The sequence below is a fragment of the Citrobacter sp. Ce104 genome (genome assembly GCF_030334595.1).
Classification (GTDB): Bacteria; Pseudomonadota; Gammaproteobacteria; order Enterobacterales; family Enterobacteriaceae; genus Citrobacter; species Citrobacter europaeus.
On sequence record NZ_JAOWDP010000067.1, the window covers coordinates 1 to 20,998 of the forward strand.

Sequence of the window (20,998 nt, forward strand, 5' to 3'; positions counted from 1 at the left end):
TCCCAAACCAAGGTTTGCGAGACCGTTTTTTGACGTTAATACAGGAGTCCATTTTGCTGATGGCGGCTGGCTACCAATATTTGCATTTTGTAAGGACTGATAAGATTCACCGTTATGTGTGCAGATCGAACCGATATGATATTCCTGTTCTGCATGCCACTCTGGAACCCCCATTTGGTGCTGATACGCAATGAACTGACTCATTGCATACATTGCCGCATTGAAGTCCTCAAGCGAAGGGTGTTCAGAAGCGCCAACAATGCCCCATCCGCGAAGGAAAGATGCCGTGATCTGCGAGGTCAGGTCATCCGCCTGATTTGTTCCACCAAACACGGTTCTTTCCATTCCCTGTGCATCAGAGGCAAAAGCCCGAACATTTCCCTGATATCGTGCAATCTTAGACATGGATTTTCCTCGAAAAAAAACCGCCCTGGTAGGCGGTATTAAACTTGCTGGCGAATCCTCTGGCCGAAGGGTTTCGCGAGAAACCGAATGTCAGACCAGGAGTCACCTGATAAAAATAATCGTATCGAACGCCCGCAGGTTTCGGCAGCAGACCAAGCTTCACAATCAGGCGTAACTCTTCAACTGATACCCGGGGCGAAACGCTCAGCGCAAGCGTCATGTCTTTTCTGTCGGTCACGTAAGCTTCGCCGTTGAATGCCGTCTGTATAACATCCTGCAGGCTGACCCGATCGTCTGACGCTATCGTTGAACCTGCGGCGTTTCGCGCAATTTTGACCCGGAGGAACCTGCGATACTCATTGTCAGCCAGTTGATAGTCGCCATATGCCGGCGAAAACTTGCTGTAGAAAGGTGCGCCGACATACGCCGCATTAGATTTACTATCGAAGCCTGCGGTATCCAGATGTCCGTCAAACCCGAAAAATACACGGGCAATTACAGCAGGCACGCTACGGGGAAGCCCAACTATCCGGCCAATCACATCGAGCCTGTATCCGGTAACCCGGTCGAGATCAAAGTTATCTGGGTTACGAATAAAATCGGCGATGATTTGCCAGTGCCGGAGCATGGCCTGTATCTCTGACCTTGCCCTTTTCTTTTCCCAGTACTGCTTAATCAGCATTAGCGTATAGCGGTTAATGATGTCGTCATTCACTGGAGCACCTCATTAACGTCTATATTTTCCACACTCAATGTGAACTTCCCCTGAAAGCCCGGTGATAACTCAGCATCGGTGTAATCGACTCCATTGCTGCTAATTTGCAAATTAGTCAGCACGAAATTCACCCGTCCGACACCATAGCCATTCTCATAAAATTCGTTGGCATCAACAGACTCACCGATATGCATCGTGCGTGATACAAGCGATTTTTTGAGAGTATCGATATCTATAGGTTCGTTTTGTATTTTCCGGCGGGCAGTTAGTCTGATATGAAGCGGCTTGTAGATAGGCCGGTCAAGCTGAAGTTCATGTGCTATAAGAAATGAAGTACCGTCAGGCCGAATCAGGGTTTCGGTGTAGCGCCCGGTTATGCTGCCTTTCGTTCCCGTACCACCGCCTTTTTGTTTGACCATGACCTCCACTATTTCTGAGATCGCACCACCTTCCACGACAAGCCATATAGAATTCGCAGGAATACCCGTTGTTTGATCATCGATTTTCGTATCGTTCTCACCGATATTTAGATCAATTACGCCTGGCAGTTGGGCAACTTTAGCGAAAACCGCACCAGTGCTACCTGTTGCAGGGTTCTCAAGTGACCGATTCCGGCGTTGCCTGAATTCTTCAGGCGTTTCCTCATCCCGACCGACCACAACCGCGGAATCAGAGATAATGCTCACAATTCCTGGTTCTGGTGTGAGTTGAGTGAAGGTATCGTTCACAAGCCCAGTAACTTTCCCAAAGTTTTGAGCAAAAAAGGTAGCTATTGTGACGCCCGCCGGAACAGTCACGTCCTGTCGGATAGCCCAGACCTGATTTGCCTGGTCCCGTATCTTGTACCCGCTATAGAGAAGCACCGGCCTGTCTGTTGTGACTTTAAGGTCGCGCTGAGAACGGGATCCAGGACGAAGGAAAAGCCCGTGAAGTTTGGCGATAATCTGCTGCATATCACCAGTATTAAAGTCGGGGTCCATTTGGGAATAAAGCCATTGCAGCGCGGCTTCAATATCTGCCCGAGCCTGAGCTTCGATTGCCACGCGTTGACCGTCGGGAGATTCCTGGTCTAAATCGATATCCTGACCATAAATTCCCATATATCCGTCGCTCAGTTCCTGAAATAACTCCCGGAGAGTGCTTGTCTCAAGGCCGTTGTCGCTAAACTGTAGTGCCATTCTTCAACGCTCCGTTGACCGGGAAGGTGATCGTCTGCTGGTCATAGACGGTCTCAATGCTGAGTTCGATTTTTTGTGACCGGGTGGCCTTATTGACCTCCATCGCCAGAACGGTAATGCGCATAACCCCATCCGTCGCCAGCGTCACGCGCTCTATCTCCCGCAGAATCTCCTGCTCGGTGTTTTTCTCTGATAACAGGTAAAGCCAGTCGATGTTGTCATCCATGTTGAGAGGATTATCGTTTTTGAACGAGCGGATCCGGCATTTGGCTTTCTGCGCGATAGCAGCACCGCCGGTTATATAGTTTGCCTTCCCGCGCCCAAATCCCCAGTCGTCATTTTTATCAAGTGCTGAAACAATCATGAGATCTCCGTGACAATACCGTTGGTAACTGTGATTGTTTTCCCGTCATCGCTTCGAAATGAACCAGACACCCCAGACTTACCGCCTGTCTTTACCTGTGAATATTGGAGTACATTTAGAACATCGCATTCTTCCAGAGTCGTCTTACCCTCTTTCTGGGTAATATTTCCTGTGAGGTTTAAATCACCCTCGTGGTCAGAATCCCCCTTCATCATCCTGTTCTTCTTAGGGATATTTATCGCGGTAGCCTGTGGGTTAACCCCACACAGAGCGAAGCCATCTGAATAATCGTGCATACGCATTTCAAGTGGTGAAACAAAGTCGCTACCCGCATACCAGGCGTCATAACAACGCTCAGAGATAAGGACGAGGCAATAGTCACCAGCCGCAATTGGTTCTGCGATATAACTATCACCGCCTTGCAAAATTACCGGGGGGACTTCAATGAACTCTGGGAGTTGCTTGCTGCTCCCTTTCACAACCCGATTGATAACGGGGACGCAACTGATTGTTTTGTCATTTACAGACGTTATTTTTGCGACAACAATGGTGTGAACATCGGCCAGAGCGAATTCAACACCCAGGCTGATAGTGTCGTGAAGTTCTTCAACCATATTTTTTCTCTGGGATGAATTATGAAAAAATTAGTTTTTATTTTGGGATTAGTCACTGCAACGGCATCACATGCAGGACCTTTTGCAGACGTTGCTAAAGCGAAGTTTGAGAGTGAGATGATGCAGGCGATACAACTCACTGATATGAGTGATACGGAAAAATCAAAAGCAATATCACGACTTCCCGCCGCTCAAAAAACACTTCGTGAAGTTGTTCGTGACGGTTTGAACGATAAAAAATCTTGCCTCAAAATAAAAAAAGACTTCGTTAATGAACAAAAGAAAATTATGAGCACCGAAAAAATAGATGATAGAGACTTTGCGGCTACATCTTTAACGGCTATGGGCGATTATATCGCTACAGTTTGTCTCGATATGAAATAGTCACTTGATTACCGCGTAATTCCCTGCTGGCTGACAGACGACCTTCTGATACCAAGCCGCCCCGTTGTTCTGCCCACTGGTTTCAACTTGGTATATCTTATAAACCCCGTTTAGCGCGGGGTTCGTGACACTCTCTATTGCACAAAGGCCGCCAATTACCAGCATAGGATTCAGTTTCGTATCGAATACTATCTGCCCTTTCGATTGAGGGGCTAGCGTGCTTGAGTCGACCTTTTCTTTATTACTCCCCCCCGGATCAGTCTCCGGGTCGTTAGTAGGCTTTTTCCCCTTCTGGCCGCCGTCATCCTGCGCGCTAATCTTCGTGGCTTGCGGGGTGTTTAGCAGACCACTACGAGCGTTAACCACTGGGATATTTCCCGAAGTTACTTCATTCGCTTTCAGGATATGCACCCGTTCATCTTTGATGAAAAAGCTCTCATCTGGTGACAACATATCAGTAAGAATTTTACTGGAGCTTCCCACTAGAACCTTCGGCCTGATAAGAGCCTGTTGCTTCGTCACAGAGCCTTTCTTCGTGTTCGGCATGTCCTGCAAGACAGAATCGACGACCTGATCTTTCCCCCGTACCGTGCGCGATGTGAAGGCGTTGATATAGTCGTGGCCACCGTCTTCACATTCCAGGCTGACGATGTGGATCGCACCCTCACGCTTTACTGCCCCACTTTTAACTGAACCCTGAAACACCTGACGCAGCTTGCCGTCGTAACCAACCTCCAGCCTTACCGGGATGTACTTCTCTTCATCTTCAGACTTGAGCAATTGCAGACGCGAGGAGGGCTTTAAACCGTTGATGGACACACTCAACTTGCCGAGTGACTTCTTGTCCACGGTTTCCAGCGCCTTGAATGACATGGTGATCGGTGGCTCGATAATCACTGCTTGATTGCCGATCCCCACCGTCAGCCGATAATCACGGTAAAAAGTATCCATCACGGCACGTCTCCCCCGCGAATATCAATCATCTCTTCCGGTGTTACCATGTAAAGCTCACATCGTCCGCTGGCGAAATCATCTGCGCGGTACGGGTCTATTCCGGTGTTATCTGTAGCAAGCACCGCAATATCAAACGGCCAGTTTTTATGTCGAAAATGCAACGTTCCCAGCGACAACTTTACACCATCAATATAATCGCCATTGTATTCCACGCGCATCTTCCACATTTCAACCGTTGGCAGGTGGCGAAGGATAACGACAGCCTCACCACGGTCAAAGATCAGAACGTGGCGCTGAATAGACTCGTCGGTAATGTTGGAGATCTGATTCATATTATCTCCCAAGTATTGCGGTAAAGACTGATTTAGATTTACCACTTCCACCTTTTGAATTATCTGCCGGAGTCTGCGCCCCCTTATTTGCAACGCCCGCCGTTTTTGATTTAGCAGCTACCGAGGGGGATTTGAAGTGCTGCTCTATCGGTGCGGTAGTCAGTTGCGTGAAGGTGATTTTTGTAAAACTGGCTTCAAACTTAGTTTCCATCGTTTGATTGTCGGTACTGATGATAAGGCCGCTTAATGCCATATTTTCATGAGTGCGATAATCCACCTCCACGGAAATAAGCTGCTTGCCGTAGTACACCCCCTCAATGAAGTCGAGAAATTGCTCACGTATACCTTTAGCGCCACCAGTAGACGGGTTGCCCACCAGCCCAAACAGGTCGGCTCCTTTATCAGCCAGGCGTTTTGCCTTTAAGATGGCCTGCTCTGCGCGATCGGCAATCTCATTCATTTTCTGCAACTGCTGCTGCGTCTTTGTGGGGATGTACTCCAGCACCTCGCCATACTTCGAATAATCTGGCATTAGGCTAAAAGAAGAGTTTGGTTTCGCATCGACATAGATATCGGCAACAACACCGCTGATTTTTATCGTCAGAGGGCCGTTGATAATATCGTCAGACGCGTTACTACCGTCCTCCAGCACGTCTACCGGAACTTGAGATGGGTATTCAGTAGCGTCGCTAACTCGCGCAAACATTGAGAACCCGCCGATCCCTACCTTTTTAACAGTATCTTTGCCAGAAGATTGCGCCTGCATGAGGCCGTCTAGAATCCCCATTACCGCCCTCCTCTGCCACTCAACCTGTTGGCATCCTTCATGTTTTGTTGCAGGCTATCTGCCGCAGTATTCCCGGCGACAACCGGATCGGATGTGTTGATGTGAATCGTGTTCTGCTGGCTGACGCTTGAATTGCTTGTCACGCCACCACCAGAGATCCCCACCGCAGCATTCATGCCATAAGGGATACCATCTGGACTCATGCCGCCGTTACCGCCGCCGGTTACTCCCTGCTGCTGTTCATCCTCACCGAACCCGAAGAATGACTTTGTCGCATTCCAGGCATTTGAAGCAGCGTTGCTGATAATATTGCTGATGTATTCCCCCAGCCCAGCAAAGATGTTTTTCGCCCAGTCAATAAAAGCCGTGAACGGTTTTTTCATCAGTTCGACGCCGTTATCGAAGATTTTAACCACATCCCCCCATGCACCTTCAAAATCGCCCGTGACTAACTTCCATAGTGCTGAGAACATCAGCTTCGTGTTTTCGATTGCAGTAGTGAACACATCAACGACAAACGCGCCGGCATCGCCAAACACGTATTTAATCGCATCACCAACGACACCAAATGCACCAGTGATAAACGCCATGAGAGAATCAAAGACATTCTGCGCATCGTTCATCGCATCCTGAAAATCACCCGTAAACGCACCTGTGATGAGATGCCATACGAATCCGAACATGGAGACAATGGCATCAGCAAGCGGTTTAAACACACCAATGGCGTAGTTTATGAAGGCCATGAGCGACGCTTTCGCCTCTTTCAGTGCGGGAACAATATCTATTCCCCAGTTATCTTTGAAGAAATCAGCAATAACGCTTTGGCCACCTTCCATAGCCGTCAGCAAATCATCGATAACAAGAACGACTGCTACAATGGCGGCAGTGATCAGTACGACAGGAGAGAATATGGTTGCCAGCACCGTTCTAAGTCCTATAGCAGCAATTTTCCAGGCTACAAATCCGGTAGTAATAAGACCAATAATCGGCAGGAAGCGGCGGATCATACCCATAACGGAGAAGATAATTTCCCCAAGATGGGCCAGCCCGTTTTTGATGAGATCCTTATTAGCAATGAGAAAGTCCGTAAACCCATCCACCAGGTCTTTCAGTACCGGCACAAATCCGACGGCAACCTGAAATTTGATACCATCAAAGCCTTTCCCCAGCGTTGTCAGAGAATCGTTATAGGCCGCAAACTGATCAGCCTGGTCTTTCGTGACAACACCAAGCGCCTCGGCCTTGTTCTGCAACGAAGATATTTCTTCGCCCGTCATGGATAGCAACTGCACCATGGAACGGTCGATACCCATCTTATCCAGAACAGAAAACTTCTCTGCCTGGCTCATGCCGTGCAGTTTGTCGGCCAGTTCACGAAATATCACATCGGAGTTTTTTACCTGCCCGTTCATATCCTTGAACTGAAGGCCCAGCCTTTCCGCAACGTCTTTCGCCTCCCCCTCACCGGTGGAAACGAACTCCCCTACTCTTTTTGTCATCTCACCCAGCGAAGCCTGCAACGCATCAACACTTGAGCCATTTACAGACGCCGCGTAGCCCAGTGACTGAACGGTCTCGATCGCCACCCCCGTTTCCCGGGAAAACTGGACCAGCGGATCAATAGACTGACTGACAGACGTCACCCAGCCAGCAACCCCCGCAGCCGAACCGGCGATAGCGGCTCCAAGCCCGGCAAGCAAACCAATAGACGCTTTCAGATTTGCATTGAAGGTTTCCTGCGGCGCCAGATTACCGATAAAACCGAATTTGGTAATAAGCTCGTTAACTATCGCCATTCCGCGCCTTCTCCATCTCGTAGTGTTGAATGTCTGCGCTGATATTCTCGAACTCAAGCATGTCAAACAGCTCTGGTGTGTCTAATTTAACTAGTTCGTGATAGGGGCCGTATCCGGCCTTTGATAGCGCCAGATACATGCTCATGTCGTCGCTTATGTTCGAGGATTTAACGTAAATTTCTGAACGTCTGGAGCTTCTGAACGTGAGTTCATATTGCTCCCGCCCATAAAAGGCAGGCTGATAACCTGAAGCGCTGTTGTGATTAGCATGACGTAATCACCAGGGTAGGATTCGAAGTGTTCCGGCTGCTTGGACAGTTGCACACCGTCAAACAGAACGTAATCGAACATCAGGCGTTCAATTTCCTCGAATCGCTCTGAGTCCAGAAACTCAAGAGACTGCCGCGATAACTCAGAGGCAATGCCTGTGAAGAAGGCAAAAACCTTGCGGCGTTTTTTGTGTGTCATCGCTGCAAAGTCGTAGCGGTTGCCGTTAATCTCAGCAAAACCGTCATCGTAGACCGCCTTGATCATCTCGAGTGCTTTTTTCTGCTGTTCTTTAGACATATCTGGCCTTATACGTTACGCACGACATTGCGGTACTCAATGGTGTATTCCATTAGTGCGTTAACGTCCTGGTTGTTTTTGGTTTGCGTCGGTTGTGTAGTGATAGAACCGGCCTGTAGATCGTAGGTTTCCTTCAGTGCCGCGCCGTCGCGCACGAACGACTCTTTAACTGAGCCGTTAAGGACAACGGGGATCGCGGCGTTGCGCTGCTGGTTAAGCCAGATATCATCGTTAGAAAATTTCTGGACACGTATCACCATCACATGCACCCCGGCATCAACACGCCCCGAGATTGTGACGCCGTTATTCGCACTATTGGCGCGGCTTGTAAGTGGATTGGATGGCGTCAGCGTGACGTAGTCCCCCGCAGCGATATCCGTGATGATTCGCCCATTCAGAACGATGGTCGCGGTATCTGCACTGATAACAATCTGAGACATTTACCGCTCCTTATTTATTGAAATTGATGATGATATCGGCACTGTGAACAGCACCAGCATTCTTCACTGCTACCTGAACAACCGGGGATTTGCGTTCCTGCCTGTCTGCGGTTGACTGGTCTTTCAGGTCACCGGCCAGCACGTAATACCCGTTTTGCTCGATATTTCGCAGAAACATATCCCGATCCCCGAAGAAGTCAGGCAGCGTCCAGGTACCCGGATTGAACACCCCAGCCTTCACAAACCCATGCGTGGTTTTCTCTACACAGTCCTCTAACTGATCAACGCCATAATAGGTTTGTGGGACTTTAGTCGGCGTGGTTTTAAGGAGGTTGAAGGAATCCGTCTGCACTGCGTCAACGTAGGCCATCAGGTTATAGACGTTGTCGACAAAATCATTAGCACCGCTCGACAGCACGCAGGGAACGTCTTTAATCGTGGTGTAGATGTCGAGACCTACACGCTTCGCTTTGTCGATCTCCGTCTGCTCATAACTTTCGGCCGGCACGTTCATCGTTTTGAGGTGCAAAGTGATTGCAGTGCGTTCTCCGTTGAAATTAACGGTATGCGTGCGCGCCATATAGCTGACACCAAATTTCCGGTTGCCTGCTTTGCTGTAGAGCATGCGGAAATTACTCTGGCTGGCGAGTGTTACCGCCCATGCCGGGTTAGTCGGATCAACTTCCAGAGCTGCCGAACCGGTAAATGTCTCATACACGATTACCGCGTTCGCTTTAGCCCATGAAGCGATCAACGGCACCTGCGCATCGAGAATTTTGTCGATGAAGGCCGCGCCTTTTACGTTGACCTGCGCTTTGAGTTTGCTGAGAGATTCCAGTTGTGTTTCCGGTGAAATCTCAGTTGATGCGCTACCGTTTACCAGCGAAGCGCCGGAACCCTCCGCAACCGCCAGCAGATCGCCAATAAAAGAACCGCCATCCATCGCTTTCGGAAAACCAACAACAGAGTCAGCTCCTGTCGATTTACTGGTGATCACTATACGGCTGCCATCAAAAACAACCGAAGCGACATCTGGCGTAATTTTCGCCTGGATTTGGGCGATGACATCCGCCAGTGTCGCCGCCGTCATGCCATTAATTGCGGTCACATCGTGATTCGTTCCGTCAATCTCAATACTGAATGACCAGTCAGACTTCTCGCGTAACGCTGGCAGTATGACTGCCTGAGAAATCTCACCGCCACGCAGTAAACCGCTGGTCGCAGGCAGCGTTTCCCCGGCAGCGTTCCAGTAACCGACGATCAGCGTGCCGCCCGCGGATACCGGGTTAGGGCTGGTCCCGAAAAACACATTCGCAAATGCTGCGGTGACCGAAGAAGCCCCCCAGTCCTGTTCGACAGCAGATGCGCTTTTGTATGAACGCCAGCGTTCAGCGGTGCTCAATACCCCCGTCTGGCTGGTAAGAATTGCGCAAACGTTGATGTTATCTCGCGCCGCCGCCCGTCCCTCTTCGAGAAGCGTCACATTAATGACGTTATTAATTGATGCCGACATTTACTTGTCCTCTAAAAATTGAAACTGCGGCGTATCGATGCGCAGTGTCTGCACGTCCCGCGCAGGGGCATACTGAACATTGAAACTCAGGTGAACACGGTTGCCGTGGGACTGTCCCAGAAGTTGCCCCACATCGATGATGTTTGAGACGGCCATGATGGTAAGTGAATGCGTGCGGCGCAGTTCGTTCGCGTGCTGGCTTTCACTCAGCATCAGGAAGCTTTCAGCGTTGACGTAAGCCTTATCCCCGTAAAACTCCAGGACAATCGCGTGGCTCACTGAGGCGCTATAAGTCATTATTTCAGCGTCACCATTAAAGCGCTGGCCCCGGGCCAGCACTGATTGCGGTAGTGAGCCGTTTACCACGATATAACTGGTGGAAAAGTCGGACGCCTGTACGTTCCGACGGTCGAACTTGATCAGTTGCTCGTCGTAGTCCAGAAGGTCACGCACGAAACGCGCGACCGCTTTCAGGTGGGGTTGTGTCATGGCGTTGGCACCAGTAGCGGGAGCCGGGTTTCCTCGGCGATGACAGCGCAGAATCCGTAATCCATAAAATCGGCCGGGGACACGACTTTGTAATCCTTGCCTCCCTTCTCAATAAACTGACCGGTTTCAATTTTCAGCCGTGCATGAATCAGCAGATATTCTTTCGACCAGTCCAGGCTATCCAGCGTCAGATTCTCTTTGTTCGCACTTTGCACCACCGCCAGAATGTCCTGGCTGCTAACAGTCACGGACGGTTCAAAATCGATGGTGGTTTCAGTACGGGTTTTGAGTTTTACAGGCTGTTCCCAGCCGATTAATGCGTCGCTCATATCAAGGTCTGATAAGTCGCTCACTTACGAACCTCCCACGTTATGGCACCACGCAGGGCGCCTGTATCAATTAACGGCGCAGACGATCCTTTAGCCTTTTTAGTTGCAGCAGTGATATCTGACCACGTGCCATACCCGGCAGTCTCAAAGGCCTTCACGCTGATATTTCGCGCCGTCGCGCCTATCAAATTTAATGCGGTGTCAGCATCCATACGCCCGGAGCCTACGGCTTCACAGGCCTTTTCGATTGCCCGGTTAATTTCCGACTTTTTGAGGGTGAAAGGAGCGCGAAGAAAGGATCGTTCAGGAATCGTTATCTTGTGAGCCGCTGTAAATCCGCTAACCGGACCCATGAAGGTCTTGCGGGTAAACGTAGCTTTTCCACCGGTTGCCATATACCCCGTCCCGCCAGGGTGATCGATTTCAGCACCGAACTCGTGAACCGCCCCGATCTCAATTATCGATGTTCCGTCATCGTGGGTTTTATTTCCCACCTTGCCCGCTGGCAAACCTACTGCAACGTAATGCGTTTTCATCGCCTGCAGGTTCTTCAGGTATTCGGTGGTAAGCTTTAGCGTTTCTTCCGGAGTCATAAAAAACCACTCCCTGATAACTACCGTATTGCCAGTACATGCACACCTACCAGCTTACGAAGCCTCAGGTACTCCTGACCGAATGAGCTTGAGCCGTATCCATCATGGCTGGCCCCAAACCCGGCATCGGGCGCAGAGTAGCCCAGAGACACACCTGCAACGGATCGGCTGGTGATTGTCTGTAGGGGTTTCCCGTTACTACTTCCGGAGGGAGTGAGCGCGCCAGCCGCATACAGCAGATGCGCCGCTAAAGCATGAAGCCCTTGCTCGTAGAGCTTGTTCCACACCTTGCGGCTCATCTGGTTAGCTGCATCCTGTAGCGCCCCCTCTATGCGTGCAGGGGCAACACTGGCGAACTCGGGGTAACGAACGGTGAATTCCATGCTACCCCCTGTGATTACTCTGCCGGAGAGGATTTGTAATCCACGTACACCGCGGACTGCGGCTGTTTCCACATCGCGCCACCGAAGGCAGAACGATAGCCACACTCATATGTCAGCAGATCACGCTGTCGTGCCGCCAGCAGCTCCGGCATATGCACTTCCATTTCGACGTAATCGGCTTCGTAGGTGTATATGGCCAGGCGGGTTTTACCCGATTTGATACCTACCGCGTAATTGCTCGGGACCTTCACGAAAGTAATGTTGAATGACTCATTACCAGAAGCCTTACGCAGCGCCGCCATAATGCGATCCATAGCCGCAATCGGCAGCAGGTCAGTACCCACAACAATCGGATTCGGGTCGAATTTCTGCATGGCGAGCATAAAGTCGCTGGCGTCCATGGCGATATGCGTTGGCTGAATACGGTAACTGGATTTGCGCCATGCCGCGTTGTAAGCATCCAGCACCAGTTTCACGAACCCATCAGAGGTCATTTCGGCAATGGTTTTGCCAGATGTGTCGGTGATAAGCTGAACTTTCGCGCCTGTCAGCAACCCTTCCTGCCCTTTAACGCCGCGATGGCCGACGTAACCGGCATACTGAATGGTAGCGAGGGCGTTGGCATACAAATCATCCTGCTTTTTGGTCTGCAGGTTGATGTTCAGACGTGCGATCTTCTCCAGTTCCTGCTGAGTCCAGGTTGCAGCTTTAGCCCACTGGCCAACAGGCGCTTTCAGCCATTCGATTTCACTATCAATGGTTTTCAGGCTGTTGGTTTTGTTACCAATGATGCCGTCTTTCACCGACCCGACCACTTCTGACACGCCGAAATCCACATAGTCCCGAGAGAAATCGAGGCCGTCTTTAACCGGGAGGGCTTCACCGATGTTGATCTCTGGAAGTTCTTTTTCCTGCAACTGCATATCACGCTCAGTTAGCGCTTCCTGCAGCACTTCTTCGAAATCTGCTGATTCCATAGGCATTGGTTATGCTCCTTCCGTCTGCTGAACTGCCTGTTGTACATATCCCAGGGTGATAGCCACGCAGTTATTACCCGCGCTCACATCTTCCACCCAGTAGCCCAAATCAATGTTGCCGGCTGCTTCTGTTGTCACCTTTCCAGCATCGGCACCCGTCGCCACGATGTAAGCCGCCGCGCCACGAGTAAAATCAGCGTCATCGACTGTCAGCGCGCCAACACAATCGCCGTGGGAAAAATGCCCCACGTTGACCTGCTTGTTGTGCGGTGCGCCATCACCGTAAATATCACGCACCACAATCCCATGAATGCGTTTGCCAGCTGTGAGAGGCATCACGCCGCCGTCCGGGTTGACAGCTACGAACGTTCCGTAGGGCAACTTCGTTTCGGTCAGGTTCTCCTCACCCCAGACTTTATCGTTAGAGCTGGAGGCGCGTTTGATTGAACCTGGTTTAATAGTGCCGTCGGCACCATCCCAGTCAGTGAATCCGAAAGTCATAGTTATTTACCCCCAAGGCGTTGAGTTGCGGTTTTAGTGCTTTTGTTCGCGGAGTCGTTAAACAAATGAGCACCGATTTCACTGCGTGGCTTCGAGGTGGCCTGAATGGCTGCATAAGCCGCACGGACTTCGCTGTCAGTCATTGCTTTGACCTCAGCATCGTTAAATGCTTTAGTGCTCACCAGTACGGCGGCGCGCACGTCACGCGCTGATTTGGCATCATTGAAGCTGACTTTAGGGAAGCGAGCCTTCGCGTCTGCCAGTGTGGTGCTGGTTTCATTGCCGGATTTCAGCTGCTCCAGTTCTTCTTCCAGTGCTTTAACCTTCGCTTTCAGATCGGCGTTTTCTGTTTCCAGCGCGGTGATTTTCGCGTCCTTGTCGTCACCACCACCAGCAGATGGATCGTCATCGTTTGGCGATGGTGCTCCCGTCATGCCTTCCAGTTGTGTTTTAAGGTCAGCGAGTTGTGCCAGCACTTCCTGAGCCTTTGCCGTCGCCTCGTCAGTCCCTTGCCCCTGGAGTTCTTCCAGTGCTTTTTCCAGTGCGGCGATCATGCCGACCAGTTCGTCAGGAGTTAGCGCTGCACCGTCCGCATCCTTCAGTTTTTTGCCCTTCAGGAAACTCAGGGCGTCAGTTAATGTTTTGAACATCGGCTTACCTTTTTTGTCGTTTAACTTACACTGAGGCCCGTAGCGCCCCTCTGCCACGCCCGCGACGTGATTGCCGCGAATGTTGATGTGGTAAAGCTTCCCGCCTCTTTCCTCGAGTTCAGCAGGCTCATATCCAACGGATACTTCACGTATCCCCGTTTCTTCCAGCGTCTTAATTGCAACGGCATCCGTCAGATAAACGTCGCAGACCACCTCGCCGCCCTCGATACGGGTATTGGCGATATGCCCGGATGCTTTGTCTTTGTGGTCTGCTGCGGTGACTTCCCCATCGTCGGGGTGCGTTATGGTGAACGGGAGGCCATTGAATGAAGCGAGAGTTTCGGGTTTTGATAGTTCGTCGAGAGTGCGAACAACAGTGATTTTTTTGTTGGCATCGCTGCCAGTCAGCCCCAGCTCGTGACCGTAATACTCAATCGGTCCGGCGCGGGTGATCGTCGCAGTGGTAATCACGTACCCCTGCGGTGTTCGTTTCCACTTCATTGATTAATCCCATGAGACGTAAGGGAGGGCCAGACATCGGCATTGATAGTCTTCTCCTGGCTTACCGATAAATGCTCCGATGGTGGAACGTTTCTTCCACGTTTTACCGCCGTCGTCTGAATAGACTGTCGGATCCGAATATTTGCAAAGCATGCCGTTCAGAACGAAATGGCTTTCCCGTTCACGTTCATCGCCAGTGCCGCCCCACTCATACAGGTCAAGGCCAAGCGCCACATTTCGCGCTTCAGTCAGGTCTGCGTTAAGTTTCGAGGTCTGGTCACGTGCGATTAGCCTGGCGCGGTTGCGGGTGACGTTCCCGCGCTCCTTGATTATGTCGATCAGGTTTTCATGTCGGCCACCGTCTTTCATGTTCTCGAAAACCGCCGCGCCGATATCGTGGATAAAGTCGGTATGGATGGAGGTGATCAGGTCAACGTTGTCATTAACCGCCTTTTCCATTTCTGGCTTTATCGCGCCATCGCCGAGCATCCCGGTCAGATCAATCCCAAAAGCCTGAGAGAAAGTGCGCTGCGTCTGCTCTTTGTTCTGCAAGTTTGCCCGCGTAACGAATCCGGCAGAGAGTCGGGCGGCGACCTCCTGAATTGAAATGCTCGCCAGACGCTGCATGACAGCGGCAAGACGCGTCGTAATCGAGAGAGGTGTGCTATCAGGAGCATCGGTGAGCGCAGGCTTGCCCAGCTCGTTAACTAACGTCTGGACCATGCTGTCGATAAAATCCGTCAGCCTGTCCCGGTACCATACCTCTGCTCGCTTACTGGCGGTCGGTGGACGCATTCGCCGACGACGCGGTTTCAAACGTCCCTGCTTACGCTCAAGAAGCAGTTTTAATTCCATAATCCCCTCAGAAGCCGGCATTCGCCCCGGCGCTGACTATCGCCTTGATTTCAGCTTCGGTAACAGTCTTCAGCACGCCGCGGTTTACCATCTCCCTGATGGCGACCTCTTCCGTCAGAATTGAGGACGAAACCAGCGTATTGAAGCCCGTCGCATACTGGCTAAACCGGTTAGCTTCGTCAGCCTCGTTAATGCTGTCGATTGTCGGGTATTCGTAGGTAAGGCTTTCCGTAATGGCGAGTTTGTCCAGCGTGAACTGATCGGCGAAATCCTGCATAGGGCGAAGCCGGGACTCCTGCAGACCGTTAATCGTCTCGTAATAGGATTTATTGTCTTCCTCGCCACTACTGAACCCGCTTGCCGACTCGCCAAAGAGGACCGTTATCGGTCTGTCCAGCGCCCCGGCCAGCACAATCGCCATCTTGCTAATCACATCCGACAGCCCGGTAAATTGCGCGTTTTTCTGCTCATAGCGCCCCTGTGCCTGTGTATCACCAGCATCAATCAATAACATCCCGGTTGAAGATTTGGTGTCCTTCATCACCCTGGCATACTCGCGAACCTGCCCTTCCTGACCAGCTGCGATCTGGTTATTCATGCCGGGGATAAACAGCACATCGACGTTTGCCTCCTGTATGGTGTCTCCGGTGCTGAGGATTGCTGTGTCGAAGGTTTTGATGTGCTCATAGGGCGCCTGAAGGTCTGACGTGCCAAACTTTGCGCGATCCTTAATACTGTGATTGCCCAGCTTTGTCCGGCAGCAGCGGGAATGATGAAACCTGAGTTGTTTCGTTCCGACGTCAAGTTGATACGTTAGCGGTTCACCAAAGCAATCTGAGCGGATATCGGTGATGACATTACTGTCCGGCGTGTACTCACCTTTACGGAACACAAGGAATTTAACGATATCTTCGCGTTGCAAATTGAGCGGCAAGGCGATCTGGTCATCGGCACAATCTGTGATAGCCACGATTAGCGAATCGCCCAGCAGGGAGGCCCACCCCAGCGCGCTGTGAAAGACTGCATTCAATTTCAGTTCTTTTTCAGCGTCAGCGATGCGCTTGGTTATAGAGCTATCGACGTCGCCCGAAAATTTACGGGGCAACTTCAGCATGTCGTCGGCGGTTTTGTTGATGTACTTTTTCACCACCCACGATTTTTTATACATCGCGAGCAGCTCTTTATCAGGTACGTCAGGCTTACGGCTGCTATACCGTACTGCGCCAATCTTCTCGCCGAGCGAGGTCATTAAGCTAACCAGGCCATCATTCAGACGACCAACGATATTTTTTCTCGTCATTACATGATGTCCAGTGGGCTGAGTGTTTTTCTCTGATACAAATCGCGTAATCCCTGCGTCATTGCATCGACAACGTCATCGTTCGCGCCGACAGGGAACGTGGTAATTTCCTCAACCGTCTCGGTGATCCACGGGGCGATGTCTTTATGGGGAAGGAAAACGTTACCCGCTTCCCATACAGCGGTGATCGCATGCGCACGGGCAACTTTGCTGCCGTCCGGTTCAACAGGAACAAGCCCCGCAACGGTGCTTTTCAGTGAATCAATAACCGCCGGTCCGTTGGCTTTATCCTCCACCAGCTTGCGCAGGCCTTTGGGGTATTCGTCGGCCATGCGTTTAACGGCTTTAAGCGTTGCGGTGAAACTCATGCGGGCTCGAACCTGATGAAGCAGATAAGCATTGGCGCCCTTTTTACCCCACACCTGACCGACAACGTAGTCAGTGCCTTCGCTGTCTTTAAACGTCATATCCCAGCTGTGGATGACTATGTCGAAGTTGGTCGGCAAGTCTTTCGGGAGGTAATACTTGATCCATTCGTCTTTGAAGATGGAGCCACCAGCCTGTTTTGGTGACTGCTGATACATCGCAGACCAGAAGTAATCCCCGAGAATGGTTTTGGTTTCGAGCAGTTTCTCTTTTGGGTGCAACTCTGGAACCAGCGCTTCACCCTGCTCGTTGATTGCAGGGAACGCCAGCACCTTAGCGCGTGGCGTGATTTCCACTACACGCCCGGATAAGTCATCGGTCGCCCAGCGGGTCGCCATGATGATTTCGCCACTGTTTTTCGACAGACGCGTTTTAAACGTGGAAACGTACCAGTTCCAGATAGTTTTTTTTGTCGTCGGGCTGAGTGCTTCTTTGGCGTTTTTTATCGGGTCATCGATGATACCGAGATCGATTTTCTTACCCGTTAACGGGCCGCCTACGCCAGCACAAACATACGTCCCCTTATGGTTGGCTATGCCGAATTCGTCAGTGTTACGCTTTACGGCCACACCATCAGCCGGCTTATTGCCCAGCCAGGCGCCCGGAAATATGTTGCGGTATTCCGGCGTAGACATAATGCGCTGAACATCGGCGTTCATATCTCCGGCAAGGTCAGCAGAGTAAGACAAAGCGCCAACGCGCATTTCAGGATATTTTCCGAAGAAATACGCTGGCAGGTAACGCGAAACGATATCCGATTTACCATGCTGCGGCGGCGCACCGAGAATCAGTATCGGGCGCACTCCATTCATCATATCCAGCAGGAACTGATCCAGAGCGTCGCAAACCGTTTGCGAGAACTTGCTGGTTATATATTCGGGGTTGATGTACTGAATAAAGTCGTGAAGGCTGGCCCTGGCGTTGCGCCGCTTGAGTAACTCTGCCGCTGCTTCCTGCTTACTTACCAGCGATAATTGCGGCGAGCTGCTCATCAGTCAGATCCTCCGCGCTTACTGTGTGATTATGCTGTATGGGCTCACCATTCGGGCCGCTTAACTCAGTTTTGGTTTTCAGCATACCGAGGTGCTGTGCGACCATCTTCATAGCCTCATCCTGATTGCGGGTGATCATTTCAAGGCCAAATTTACCCTCTTTAATCCCGGCAAAAAGTCGGCGTTCTGCGCCCTTCAAATCTCGCGTATCGTGGAAAACAGGGCGGCTCAGACCAACGCCATTGCAGCGTGGGCAATCAGGATTCGGGTCCAGCGTGCCGTCGTAGCCGTATCCGCCAACATCGACAGGCTCGCGTCGTTTACGCTCAAGCGCTTCGAGACGTTTCTCTTCGTACTCTACGGCATCGCGCCATTGATACTGGTGACCAAAACCCCAGCAGTAACGACAACAGCCACGGTGATGTTCGGTCAGTTGCGTAGCGTCTGCCGTCGCAATGTCCCACCACCATTTCAACACTTCGTCCTGCGTTACCTTCACTCTTCGCGAACGTTCATCCAGAGCGTCGCGGATTGCCTGGCTGACCTTAGCATTCCTTAGCAATCGGGAGGCATTAACGTAAGCCGTGTTGCCCTCCCCTTTGTAGCCAGCGCGGCGATAAGCGGCGGTACGGTTGAGGTCGATAAGATATTCCTCAACAAACCTGACTTGCATATCGTTCAGCCCGTAATTGCGCAGGTTGAAAGGTTGCGCACTTTCCTGTGCATCAGTCTGCGCATCAATGGGTGTTTGGTCATGCTGCGCAGTTGTAGATGGTTGCTCAGTCTGCGCATTGCGCACTTTCTTTTGCGCAGTTTTTTGCGCAGTTGGCTTTTTGATGTAGCGCCGCGCAGATGTATAATTCAGTCCCTGCGCTTCGCACCACTCCTTCGGTGATATACCCGTTTTGGCATGGTCGGCGAGGAACTGGTGTTGCAGTGCTCCCCAGTCCGGTTTTGCCATGAATTCCTCTGGATAGTTTAGTTAAACAAGTCGATATTAAACGTTCTAATCAAAAGGATATTAGCGAAAAATATCCGCTACTTAGGAATCAATATGTTTGATCTTACTCATTTTCGAGAGTTGACTTTAGCATCTCATCAACCCGATAGAATATTGACTATAGTTCGGTCCCAAGATGACATTGGTGTCTATCTCCGCACTCACCTTCTAATTGAACAATCCCTTGAAGCCTGGATTATCTGTGCCTCTGGTAACCGGGATTTCTTCAGTGGGTTTGGCGAAAATATCAACATGGATTTTGCCATTAAAGCTCAACTTGCTATGAACTATGGTATGAGTCCAGAGCTAAACAAATTTATACGAAAATTTAATAACTTTAGAAACAAACGTTCACATCAGATTGATAACTCTGATATTACTAACAGTGAGATTGACTCCTTAACAGGTCTAATGGAGCGCGGTTACCCTGATAGTTTGGCTCCAATTAGAGATTTCAGGCTTGGCGTTTACGAAGCAGAAACAAGGATTGTAAGTTTCGTGGATTCCTCTACAAGCTTACGCGATAAGCTCATTATGTTATTCGCTATGTTTTCCATGAGGGTACATTATGAAGCAGAATGCTTGAGCACGTCACAGAGCTAGGCTCTACTCTGATGCTCTGGCCTGCTCTATATCCCGTATCCCTGCCAACTGGTTATTCCCTTTCTCGATGGCAGCCAGTAACGGGTTAATCCATAGAACAGCCTGACAGTACGTTATTGAGCTGGCGGCAGCGGTGTTATCACTGGCTGCGTCAGCGTTCCCGGTATTGGTGTGCATTGCGCTGGCACGTAAACGGTTCGCGTAGCTGAGCAGCCCACCAGCGACATCAGCAGGAACAGGCAGATCACAGGTTTTTTCACGTCGTAGAATCTCCCGGTATTTGATGACTGTTCTCTCTGTGCCGGCATCTAACAGCGAATTCATGCGACTGGCGTTCTCTGCTACTTGGTTAAACCGGTTGAAGTTGAAAGCCTGTGTAGTTATTACCGTCGCCTGTAATGCGTTATCGCTGCGCAGTACCCGGATGTCATTCTCGAACGCGGTCAGCGCCGCATTGCTGCGTACCAGCAGAACACAAAGCACCGCAATGATGGTTACGACGACCACCAGCAGAATCGCGACAATCGAAATTTTGCTGGTTTTCATCAAAATACCCCCGGAACTGATACCGGAATGCCTGAGTTAAGCGGCCCGAGCCCATCACCAAGAACCTGAGGTTTTTCTGCCCACAGGCAAACTTCACGCTCAATCTCACGCCGGGTGATTAAACCCTTCCACTGTTTGCCACCGGCATATGTCCAGCGCCGTAATTGTTCGCAAGCCCCTTTTGTGTCGCCCAGGTTGATTTTGCGTAGCAGCGTGGAGGTTTTGAAGTTGCCAGCACCGACGTTGTAGACAAACGAGTAAAGAGCGCCCCGAGTAGTTTCAGGGATAGGAACCTTGATGTATGGATTAATCTGTTGCGCTACGGTGGCGAGGTCTTTATTAAGTAACGCTCGACACTCTGCCTCGGTGTAGGTTTTTCCAAGCATGATGTCGTTGCCTGTGTGACCATGACAAACGGTCCAAATACCTACAACATCTTTGTAAGCTTTATATCTGACACCTTCCAGGCCATCATCACCCGTAGGGCCGGTAATCAATGCTGAAGCAATTGCGATAGCGCCAACAGGCACCGCAGCAATAACGCTATTCCTCAACTTTGGTGACATAGCCATTAAGACGGTCCTCCCGTTCTTTACGGCGGTAATACCAGTTAACGCCGCAGGTGATCACTGTGCAGGCAATACCGACAATAATTGCCCAGTCGCTCAGGCTTAACCCTGCAATTCTGTCGGCCAACATCCAGGACACCTCTTTTGCTGTTTTTGCTGTTTCGGCATATGCCTTCGCTGATACACCGCAGCCGGTCAGCGTGGTGCCTGTTCCATATGAAAGTCTGCTGTAAAT

27 protein-coding genes and 1 pseudogene are annotated in these 20,998 nt (G+C 50.8%); 2 read left to right on the forward strand and 26 right to left on the reverse strand.

Annotation, left to right across the window (positions count from 1 at the left end; all coding sequences use genetic code 11):
* The 5 genes and pseudogenes from OGW16_RS17875 to OGW16_RS17895 form a co-directional block, all read right to left on the reverse strand.
* Positions 1 to 405: pseudogene (locus OGW16_RS17875) on the reverse strand (carbohydrate-binding protein); the annotation flags it as partial.
* Positions 398 to 1,120: a baseplate wedge 1 family protein gene (locus tag OGW16_RS17880; protein ID WP_200000594.1), complete on the reverse strand. Its 723-nt coding sequence runs from the start codon at positions 1,118 to 1,120 to the stop codon at positions 398 to 400. The pseudogene OGW16_RS17875 and the gene OGW16_RS17880, both read right to left, overlap by 8 nt.
* The gene (locus OGW16_RS17885; RefSeq protein ID WP_200000593.1) at positions 1,117 to 2,298 is read right to left on the reverse strand and encodes a baseplate J/gp47 family protein; all 1,182 of its coding nucleotides are present in this window, start codon (positions 2,296 to 2,298) and stop codon (positions 1,117 to 1,119) included. Before OGW16_RS17885 ends, OGW16_RS17880 begins: the two co-directional genes overlap by 4 nt.
* Positions 2,282 to 2,662 carry a contractile injection system sheath initiator gene (locus OGW16_RS17890; RefSeq protein WP_200000591.1) on the reverse strand — a complete coding sequence of 127 codons (381 nt, stop codon included), beginning with the start codon at positions 2,660 to 2,662 and terminating at the stop codon, positions 2,282 to 2,284. The genes OGW16_RS17885 and OGW16_RS17890 overlap by 17 nt, the downstream gene beginning before the upstream one ends.
* On the reverse strand, positions 2,659 to 3,276 hold the full coding sequence (locus OGW16_RS17895; RefSeq protein ID WP_096756882.1) for a Gp138 family membrane-puncturing spike protein: 618 nt from the start codon (positions 3,274 to 3,276) through the stop codon (positions 2,659 to 2,661). Before OGW16_RS17895 ends, OGW16_RS17890 begins: the two co-directional genes overlap by 4 nt.
* A gap of 21 nt (positions 3,277 to 3,297) precedes the next feature.
* On the opposite strand from OGW16_RS17895, the gene OGW16_RS17900 reads away from it, so the two are divergent.
* Complete coding sequence (locus tag OGW16_RS17900) at positions 3,298 to 3,660, forward strand: hypothetical protein (protein ID WP_019076895.1); 363 nt, start codon at positions 3,298 to 3,300, stop codon at positions 3,658 to 3,660.
* Here the strand turns inward: OGW16_RS17900 and OGW16_RS17905 are convergent, their stop codons facing one another.
* The 18 genes from OGW16_RS17905 to OGW16_RS17990 form a co-directional block, all read right to left on the reverse strand.
* Positions 3,661 to 4,611: a hypothetical protein gene (locus OGW16_RS17905; protein ID WP_200000772.1), complete on the reverse strand. Its 951-nt coding sequence runs from the start codon at positions 4,609 to 4,611 to the stop codon at positions 3,661 to 3,663. It lies immediately after the preceding gene.
* Positions 4,611 to 4,946: a hypothetical protein gene (locus OGW16_RS17910; RefSeq protein ID WP_200000589.1), complete on the reverse strand. Its 336-nt coding sequence runs from the start codon at positions 4,944 to 4,946 to the stop codon at positions 4,611 to 4,613. Before OGW16_RS17910 ends, OGW16_RS17905 begins: the two co-directional genes overlap by 1 nt.
* Before the next feature lies 1 nt (position 4,947).
* Positions 4,948 to 5,733: a phage baseplate protein gene (locus tag OGW16_RS17915; RefSeq protein WP_200000587.1), complete on the reverse strand. Its 786-nt coding sequence runs from the start codon at positions 5,731 to 5,733 to the stop codon at positions 4,948 to 4,950.
* Positions 5,733 to 7,529: a phage tail tape measure protein gene (locus OGW16_RS17920; RefSeq protein ID WP_200000585.1), complete on the reverse strand. Its 1,797-nt coding sequence runs from the start codon at positions 7,527 to 7,529 to the stop codon at positions 5,733 to 5,735. Before OGW16_RS17920 ends, OGW16_RS17915 begins: the two co-directional genes overlap by 1 nt.
* A 153-nt stretch (positions 7,530 to 7,682) precedes the next feature.
* Entirely contained in the window at positions 7,683 to 8,096 is a 414-nt protein-coding gene (locus tag OGW16_RS17925) for a hypothetical protein (protein ID WP_000032481.1), read from the reverse strand.
* An 8-nt stretch (positions 8,097 to 8,104) separates the two neighbouring features.
* Positions 8,105 to 8,536: a hypothetical protein gene (locus tag OGW16_RS17930; protein WP_016156265.1), complete on the reverse strand. Its 432-nt coding sequence runs from the start codon at positions 8,534 to 8,536 to the stop codon at positions 8,105 to 8,107.
* Between the two features lie 10 nt (positions 8,537 to 8,546).
* Complete coding sequence (locus OGW16_RS17935) at positions 8,547 to 10,049, reverse strand: DUF3383 family protein (protein ID WP_200000583.1); 1,503 nt, start codon at positions 10,047 to 10,049, stop codon at positions 8,547 to 8,549.
* Positions 10,050 to 10,538, reverse strand: a complete 489-nt coding sequence (locus OGW16_RS17940; protein WP_163449132.1) for a phage neck terminator protein — start codon at positions 10,536 to 10,538, stop codon at positions 10,050 to 10,052.
* Positions 10,535 to 10,891: a hypothetical protein gene (locus OGW16_RS17945; RefSeq protein ID WP_085348082.1), complete on the reverse strand. Its 357-nt coding sequence runs from the start codon at positions 10,889 to 10,891 to the stop codon at positions 10,535 to 10,537. Before OGW16_RS17945 ends, OGW16_RS17940 begins: the two co-directional genes overlap by 4 nt.
* Positions 10,888 to 11,460: a hypothetical protein gene (locus tag OGW16_RS17950; protein WP_191235538.1), complete on the reverse strand. Its 573-nt coding sequence runs from the start codon at positions 11,458 to 11,460 to the stop codon at positions 10,888 to 10,890. The genes OGW16_RS17945 and OGW16_RS17950 overlap by 4 nt, the downstream gene beginning before the upstream one ends.
* A gap of 20 nt (positions 11,461 to 11,480) precedes the next feature.
* The gene (locus OGW16_RS17955) at positions 11,481 to 11,915 is read right to left on the reverse strand and encodes a DUF4054 domain-containing protein (RefSeq protein WP_237703329.1); all 435 of its coding nucleotides are present in this window, start codon (positions 11,913 to 11,915) and stop codon (positions 11,481 to 11,483) included.
* A complete protein-coding gene (locus OGW16_RS17960; RefSeq protein ID WP_200000581.1) occupies positions 11,858 to 12,826 on the reverse strand; it encodes a major capsid family protein in 969 nt (322 codons plus the stop codon). The genes OGW16_RS17955 and OGW16_RS17960 overlap by 58 nt, the downstream gene beginning before the upstream one ends.
* 3 nt (positions 12,827 to 12,829) lie before the next feature.
* Positions 12,830 to 13,321, reverse strand: coding sequence for a structural cement protein Gp24 (locus tag OGW16_RS17965; RefSeq protein ID WP_200000578.1), 492 nt, complete (start codon positions 13,319 to 13,321; stop codon positions 12,830 to 12,832).
* 2 nt (positions 13,322 to 13,323) lie between these two features.
* Entirely contained in the window at positions 13,324 to 14,472 is a 1,149-nt protein-coding gene (locus OGW16_RS17970) for a DUF2213 domain-containing protein (protein WP_200000576.1), read from the reverse strand.
* A 3-nt stretch (positions 14,473 to 14,475) separates the two neighbouring features.
* Positions 14,476 to 15,327, reverse strand: coding sequence for a phage head morphogenesis protein (locus OGW16_RS17975; RefSeq protein ID WP_200000574.1), 852 nt, complete (start codon positions 15,325 to 15,327; stop codon positions 14,476 to 14,478).
* A 7-nt stretch (positions 15,328 to 15,334) separates the two neighbouring features.
* Positions 15,335 to 16,627, reverse strand: coding sequence for a phage portal protein (locus OGW16_RS17980; protein WP_200000572.1), 1,293 nt, complete (start codon positions 16,625 to 16,627; stop codon positions 15,335 to 15,337).
* Complete coding sequence (gene terL / locus OGW16_RS17985) at positions 16,627 to 18,045, reverse strand: phage terminase large subunit (protein WP_286518676.1); 1,419 nt, start codon at positions 18,043 to 18,045, stop codon at positions 16,627 to 16,629. Before terL ends, OGW16_RS17980 begins: the two co-directional genes overlap by 1 nt.
* Positions 18,011 to 19,006, reverse strand: coding sequence for a terminase small subunit (locus OGW16_RS17990; RefSeq protein ID WP_200000570.1), 996 nt, complete (start codon positions 19,004 to 19,006; stop codon positions 18,011 to 18,013). Before OGW16_RS17990 ends, terL begins: the two co-directional genes overlap by 35 nt.
* A gap of 93 nt (positions 19,007 to 19,099) precedes the next feature.
* Between OGW16_RS17990 and OGW16_RS17995 the strand changes: the two genes are divergently transcribed.
* Entirely contained in the window at positions 19,100 to 19,648 is a 549-nt protein-coding gene (locus tag OGW16_RS17995; RefSeq protein ID WP_200000568.1) for a hypothetical protein, read from the forward strand.
* 3 nt (positions 19,649 to 19,651) lie between these two features.
* On the opposite strand, the gene OGW16_RS18000 is transcribed toward OGW16_RS17995, so the two are convergent.
* The 3 genes from OGW16_RS18000 to OGW16_RS18010 form a co-directional block, all read right to left on the reverse strand.
* Positions 19,652 to 20,194 carry a hypothetical protein gene (locus OGW16_RS18000; RefSeq protein WP_200000567.1) on the reverse strand — a complete coding sequence of 181 codons (543 nt, stop codon included), beginning with the start codon at positions 20,192 to 20,194 and terminating at the stop codon, positions 19,652 to 19,654.
* A complete protein-coding gene (locus tag OGW16_RS18005; RefSeq protein ID WP_200000770.1) occupies positions 20,194 to 20,760 on the reverse strand; it encodes a lysozyme in 567 nt (188 codons plus the stop codon). Before OGW16_RS18005 ends, OGW16_RS18000 begins: the two co-directional genes overlap by 1 nt.
* Positions 20,738 to 20,998: phage holin (locus OGW16_RS18010; protein WP_286518677.1), on the reverse strand; the 261-nt coding region annotated here is incomplete at its 5' end. The genes OGW16_RS18010 and OGW16_RS18005, both read right to left, overlap by 23 nt.

What these genes read in the sequence shown, in the direction of transcription:
- OGW16_RS17885 (WP_200000593.1), bottom strand. Translation starts at nt 2,298, where the DNA reads ATGGCACTACAGTTTAGCGACAACGGCCTTGAGACAAGCACTCTCCGG.
- OGW16_RS17890 (WP_200000591.1), bottom strand. Translation starts at nt 2,662, where the DNA reads ATGATTGTTTCAGCACTTGATAAAAATGACGACTGGGGATTTGGGCGC.
- OGW16_RS17895 (WP_096756882.1), bottom strand. Translation starts at nt 3,276, where the DNA reads ATGGTTGAAGAACTTCACGACACTATCAGCCTGGGTGTTGAATTCGCT.
- OGW16_RS17900 (WP_019076895.1), top strand. Translation starts at nt 3,298, where the DNA reads ATGAAAAAATTAGTTTTTATTTTGGGATTAGTCACTGCAACGGCATCA.
- OGW16_RS17905 (WP_200000772.1), bottom strand. Translation starts at nt 4,611, where the DNA reads ATGGATACTTTTTACCGTGATTATCGGCTGACGGTGGGGATCGGCAAT.
- OGW16_RS17910 (WP_200000589.1), bottom strand. Translation starts at nt 4,946, where the DNA reads ATGAATCAGATCTCCAACATTACCGACGAGTCTATTCAGCGCCACGTT.
- OGW16_RS17915 (WP_200000587.1), bottom strand. Translation starts at nt 5,733, where the DNA reads ATGGGGATTCTAGACGGCCTCATGCAGGCGCAATCTTCTGGCAAAGAT.
- OGW16_RS17920 (WP_200000585.1), bottom strand. Translation starts at nt 7,529, where the DNA reads ATGGCGATAGTTAACGAGCTTATTACCAAATTCGGTTTTATCGGTAAT.
- OGW16_RS17925 (WP_000032481.1), bottom strand. Translation starts at nt 8,096, where the DNA reads ATGTCTAAAGAACAGCAGAAAAAAGCACTCGAGATGATCAAGGCGGTC.
- OGW16_RS17930 (WP_016156265.1), bottom strand. Translation starts at nt 8,536, where the DNA reads ATGTCTCAGATTGTTATCAGTGCAGATACCGCGACCATCGTTCTGAAT.
- OGW16_RS17935 (WP_200000583.1), bottom strand. Translation starts at nt 10,049, where the DNA reads ATGTCGGCATCAATTAATAACGTCATTAATGTGACGCTTCTCGAAGAG.
- OGW16_RS17940 (WP_163449132.1), bottom strand. Translation starts at nt 10,538, where the DNA reads ATGACACAACCCCACCTGAAAGCGGTCGCGCGTTTCGTGCGTGACCTT.
- OGW16_RS17950 (WP_191235538.1), bottom strand. Translation starts at nt 11,460, where the DNA reads ATGACTCCGGAAGAAACGCTAAAGCTTACCACCGAATACCTGAAGAAC.
- OGW16_RS17960 (WP_200000581.1), bottom strand. Translation starts at nt 12,826, where the DNA reads ATGCCTATGGAATCAGCAGATTTCGAAGAAGTGCTGCAGGAAGCGCTA.
- OGW16_RS17965 (WP_200000578.1), bottom strand. Translation starts at nt 13,321, where the DNA reads ATGACTTTCGGATTCACTGACTGGGATGGTGCCGACGGCACTATTAAA.
- OGW16_RS17970 (WP_200000576.1), bottom strand. Translation starts at nt 14,472, where the DNA reads ATGAAGTGGAAACGAACACCGCAGGGGTACGTGATTACCACTGCGACG.
- OGW16_RS17975 (WP_200000574.1), bottom strand. Translation starts at nt 15,327, where the DNA reads ATGGAATTAAAACTGCTTCTTGAGCGTAAGCAGGGACGTTTGAAACCG.
- OGW16_RS17980 (WP_200000572.1), bottom strand. Translation starts at nt 16,627, where the DNA reads ATGACGAGAAAAAATATCGTTGGTCGTCTGAATGATGGCCTGGTTAGC.
- terL (WP_286518676.1), bottom strand. Translation starts at nt 18,045, where the DNA reads ATGAGCAGCTCGCCGCAATTATCGCTGGTAAGTAAGCAGGAAGCAGCG.
- OGW16_RS17990 (WP_200000570.1), bottom strand. Translation starts at nt 19,006, where the DNA reads ATGGCAAAACCGGACTGGGGAGCACTGCAACACCAGTTCCTCGCCGAC.
- OGW16_RS17995 (WP_200000568.1), top strand. Translation starts at nt 19,100, where the DNA reads ATGTTTGATCTTACTCATTTTCGAGAGTTGACTTTAGCATCTCATCAA.
- OGW16_RS18000 (WP_200000567.1), bottom strand. Translation starts at nt 20,194, where the DNA reads ATGAAAACCAGCAAAATTTCGATTGTCGCGATTCTGCTGGTGGTCGTC.
- OGW16_RS18005 (WP_200000770.1), bottom strand. Translation starts at nt 20,760, where the DNA reads ATGTCACCAAAGTTGAGGAATAGCGTTATTGCTGCGGTGCCTGTTGGC.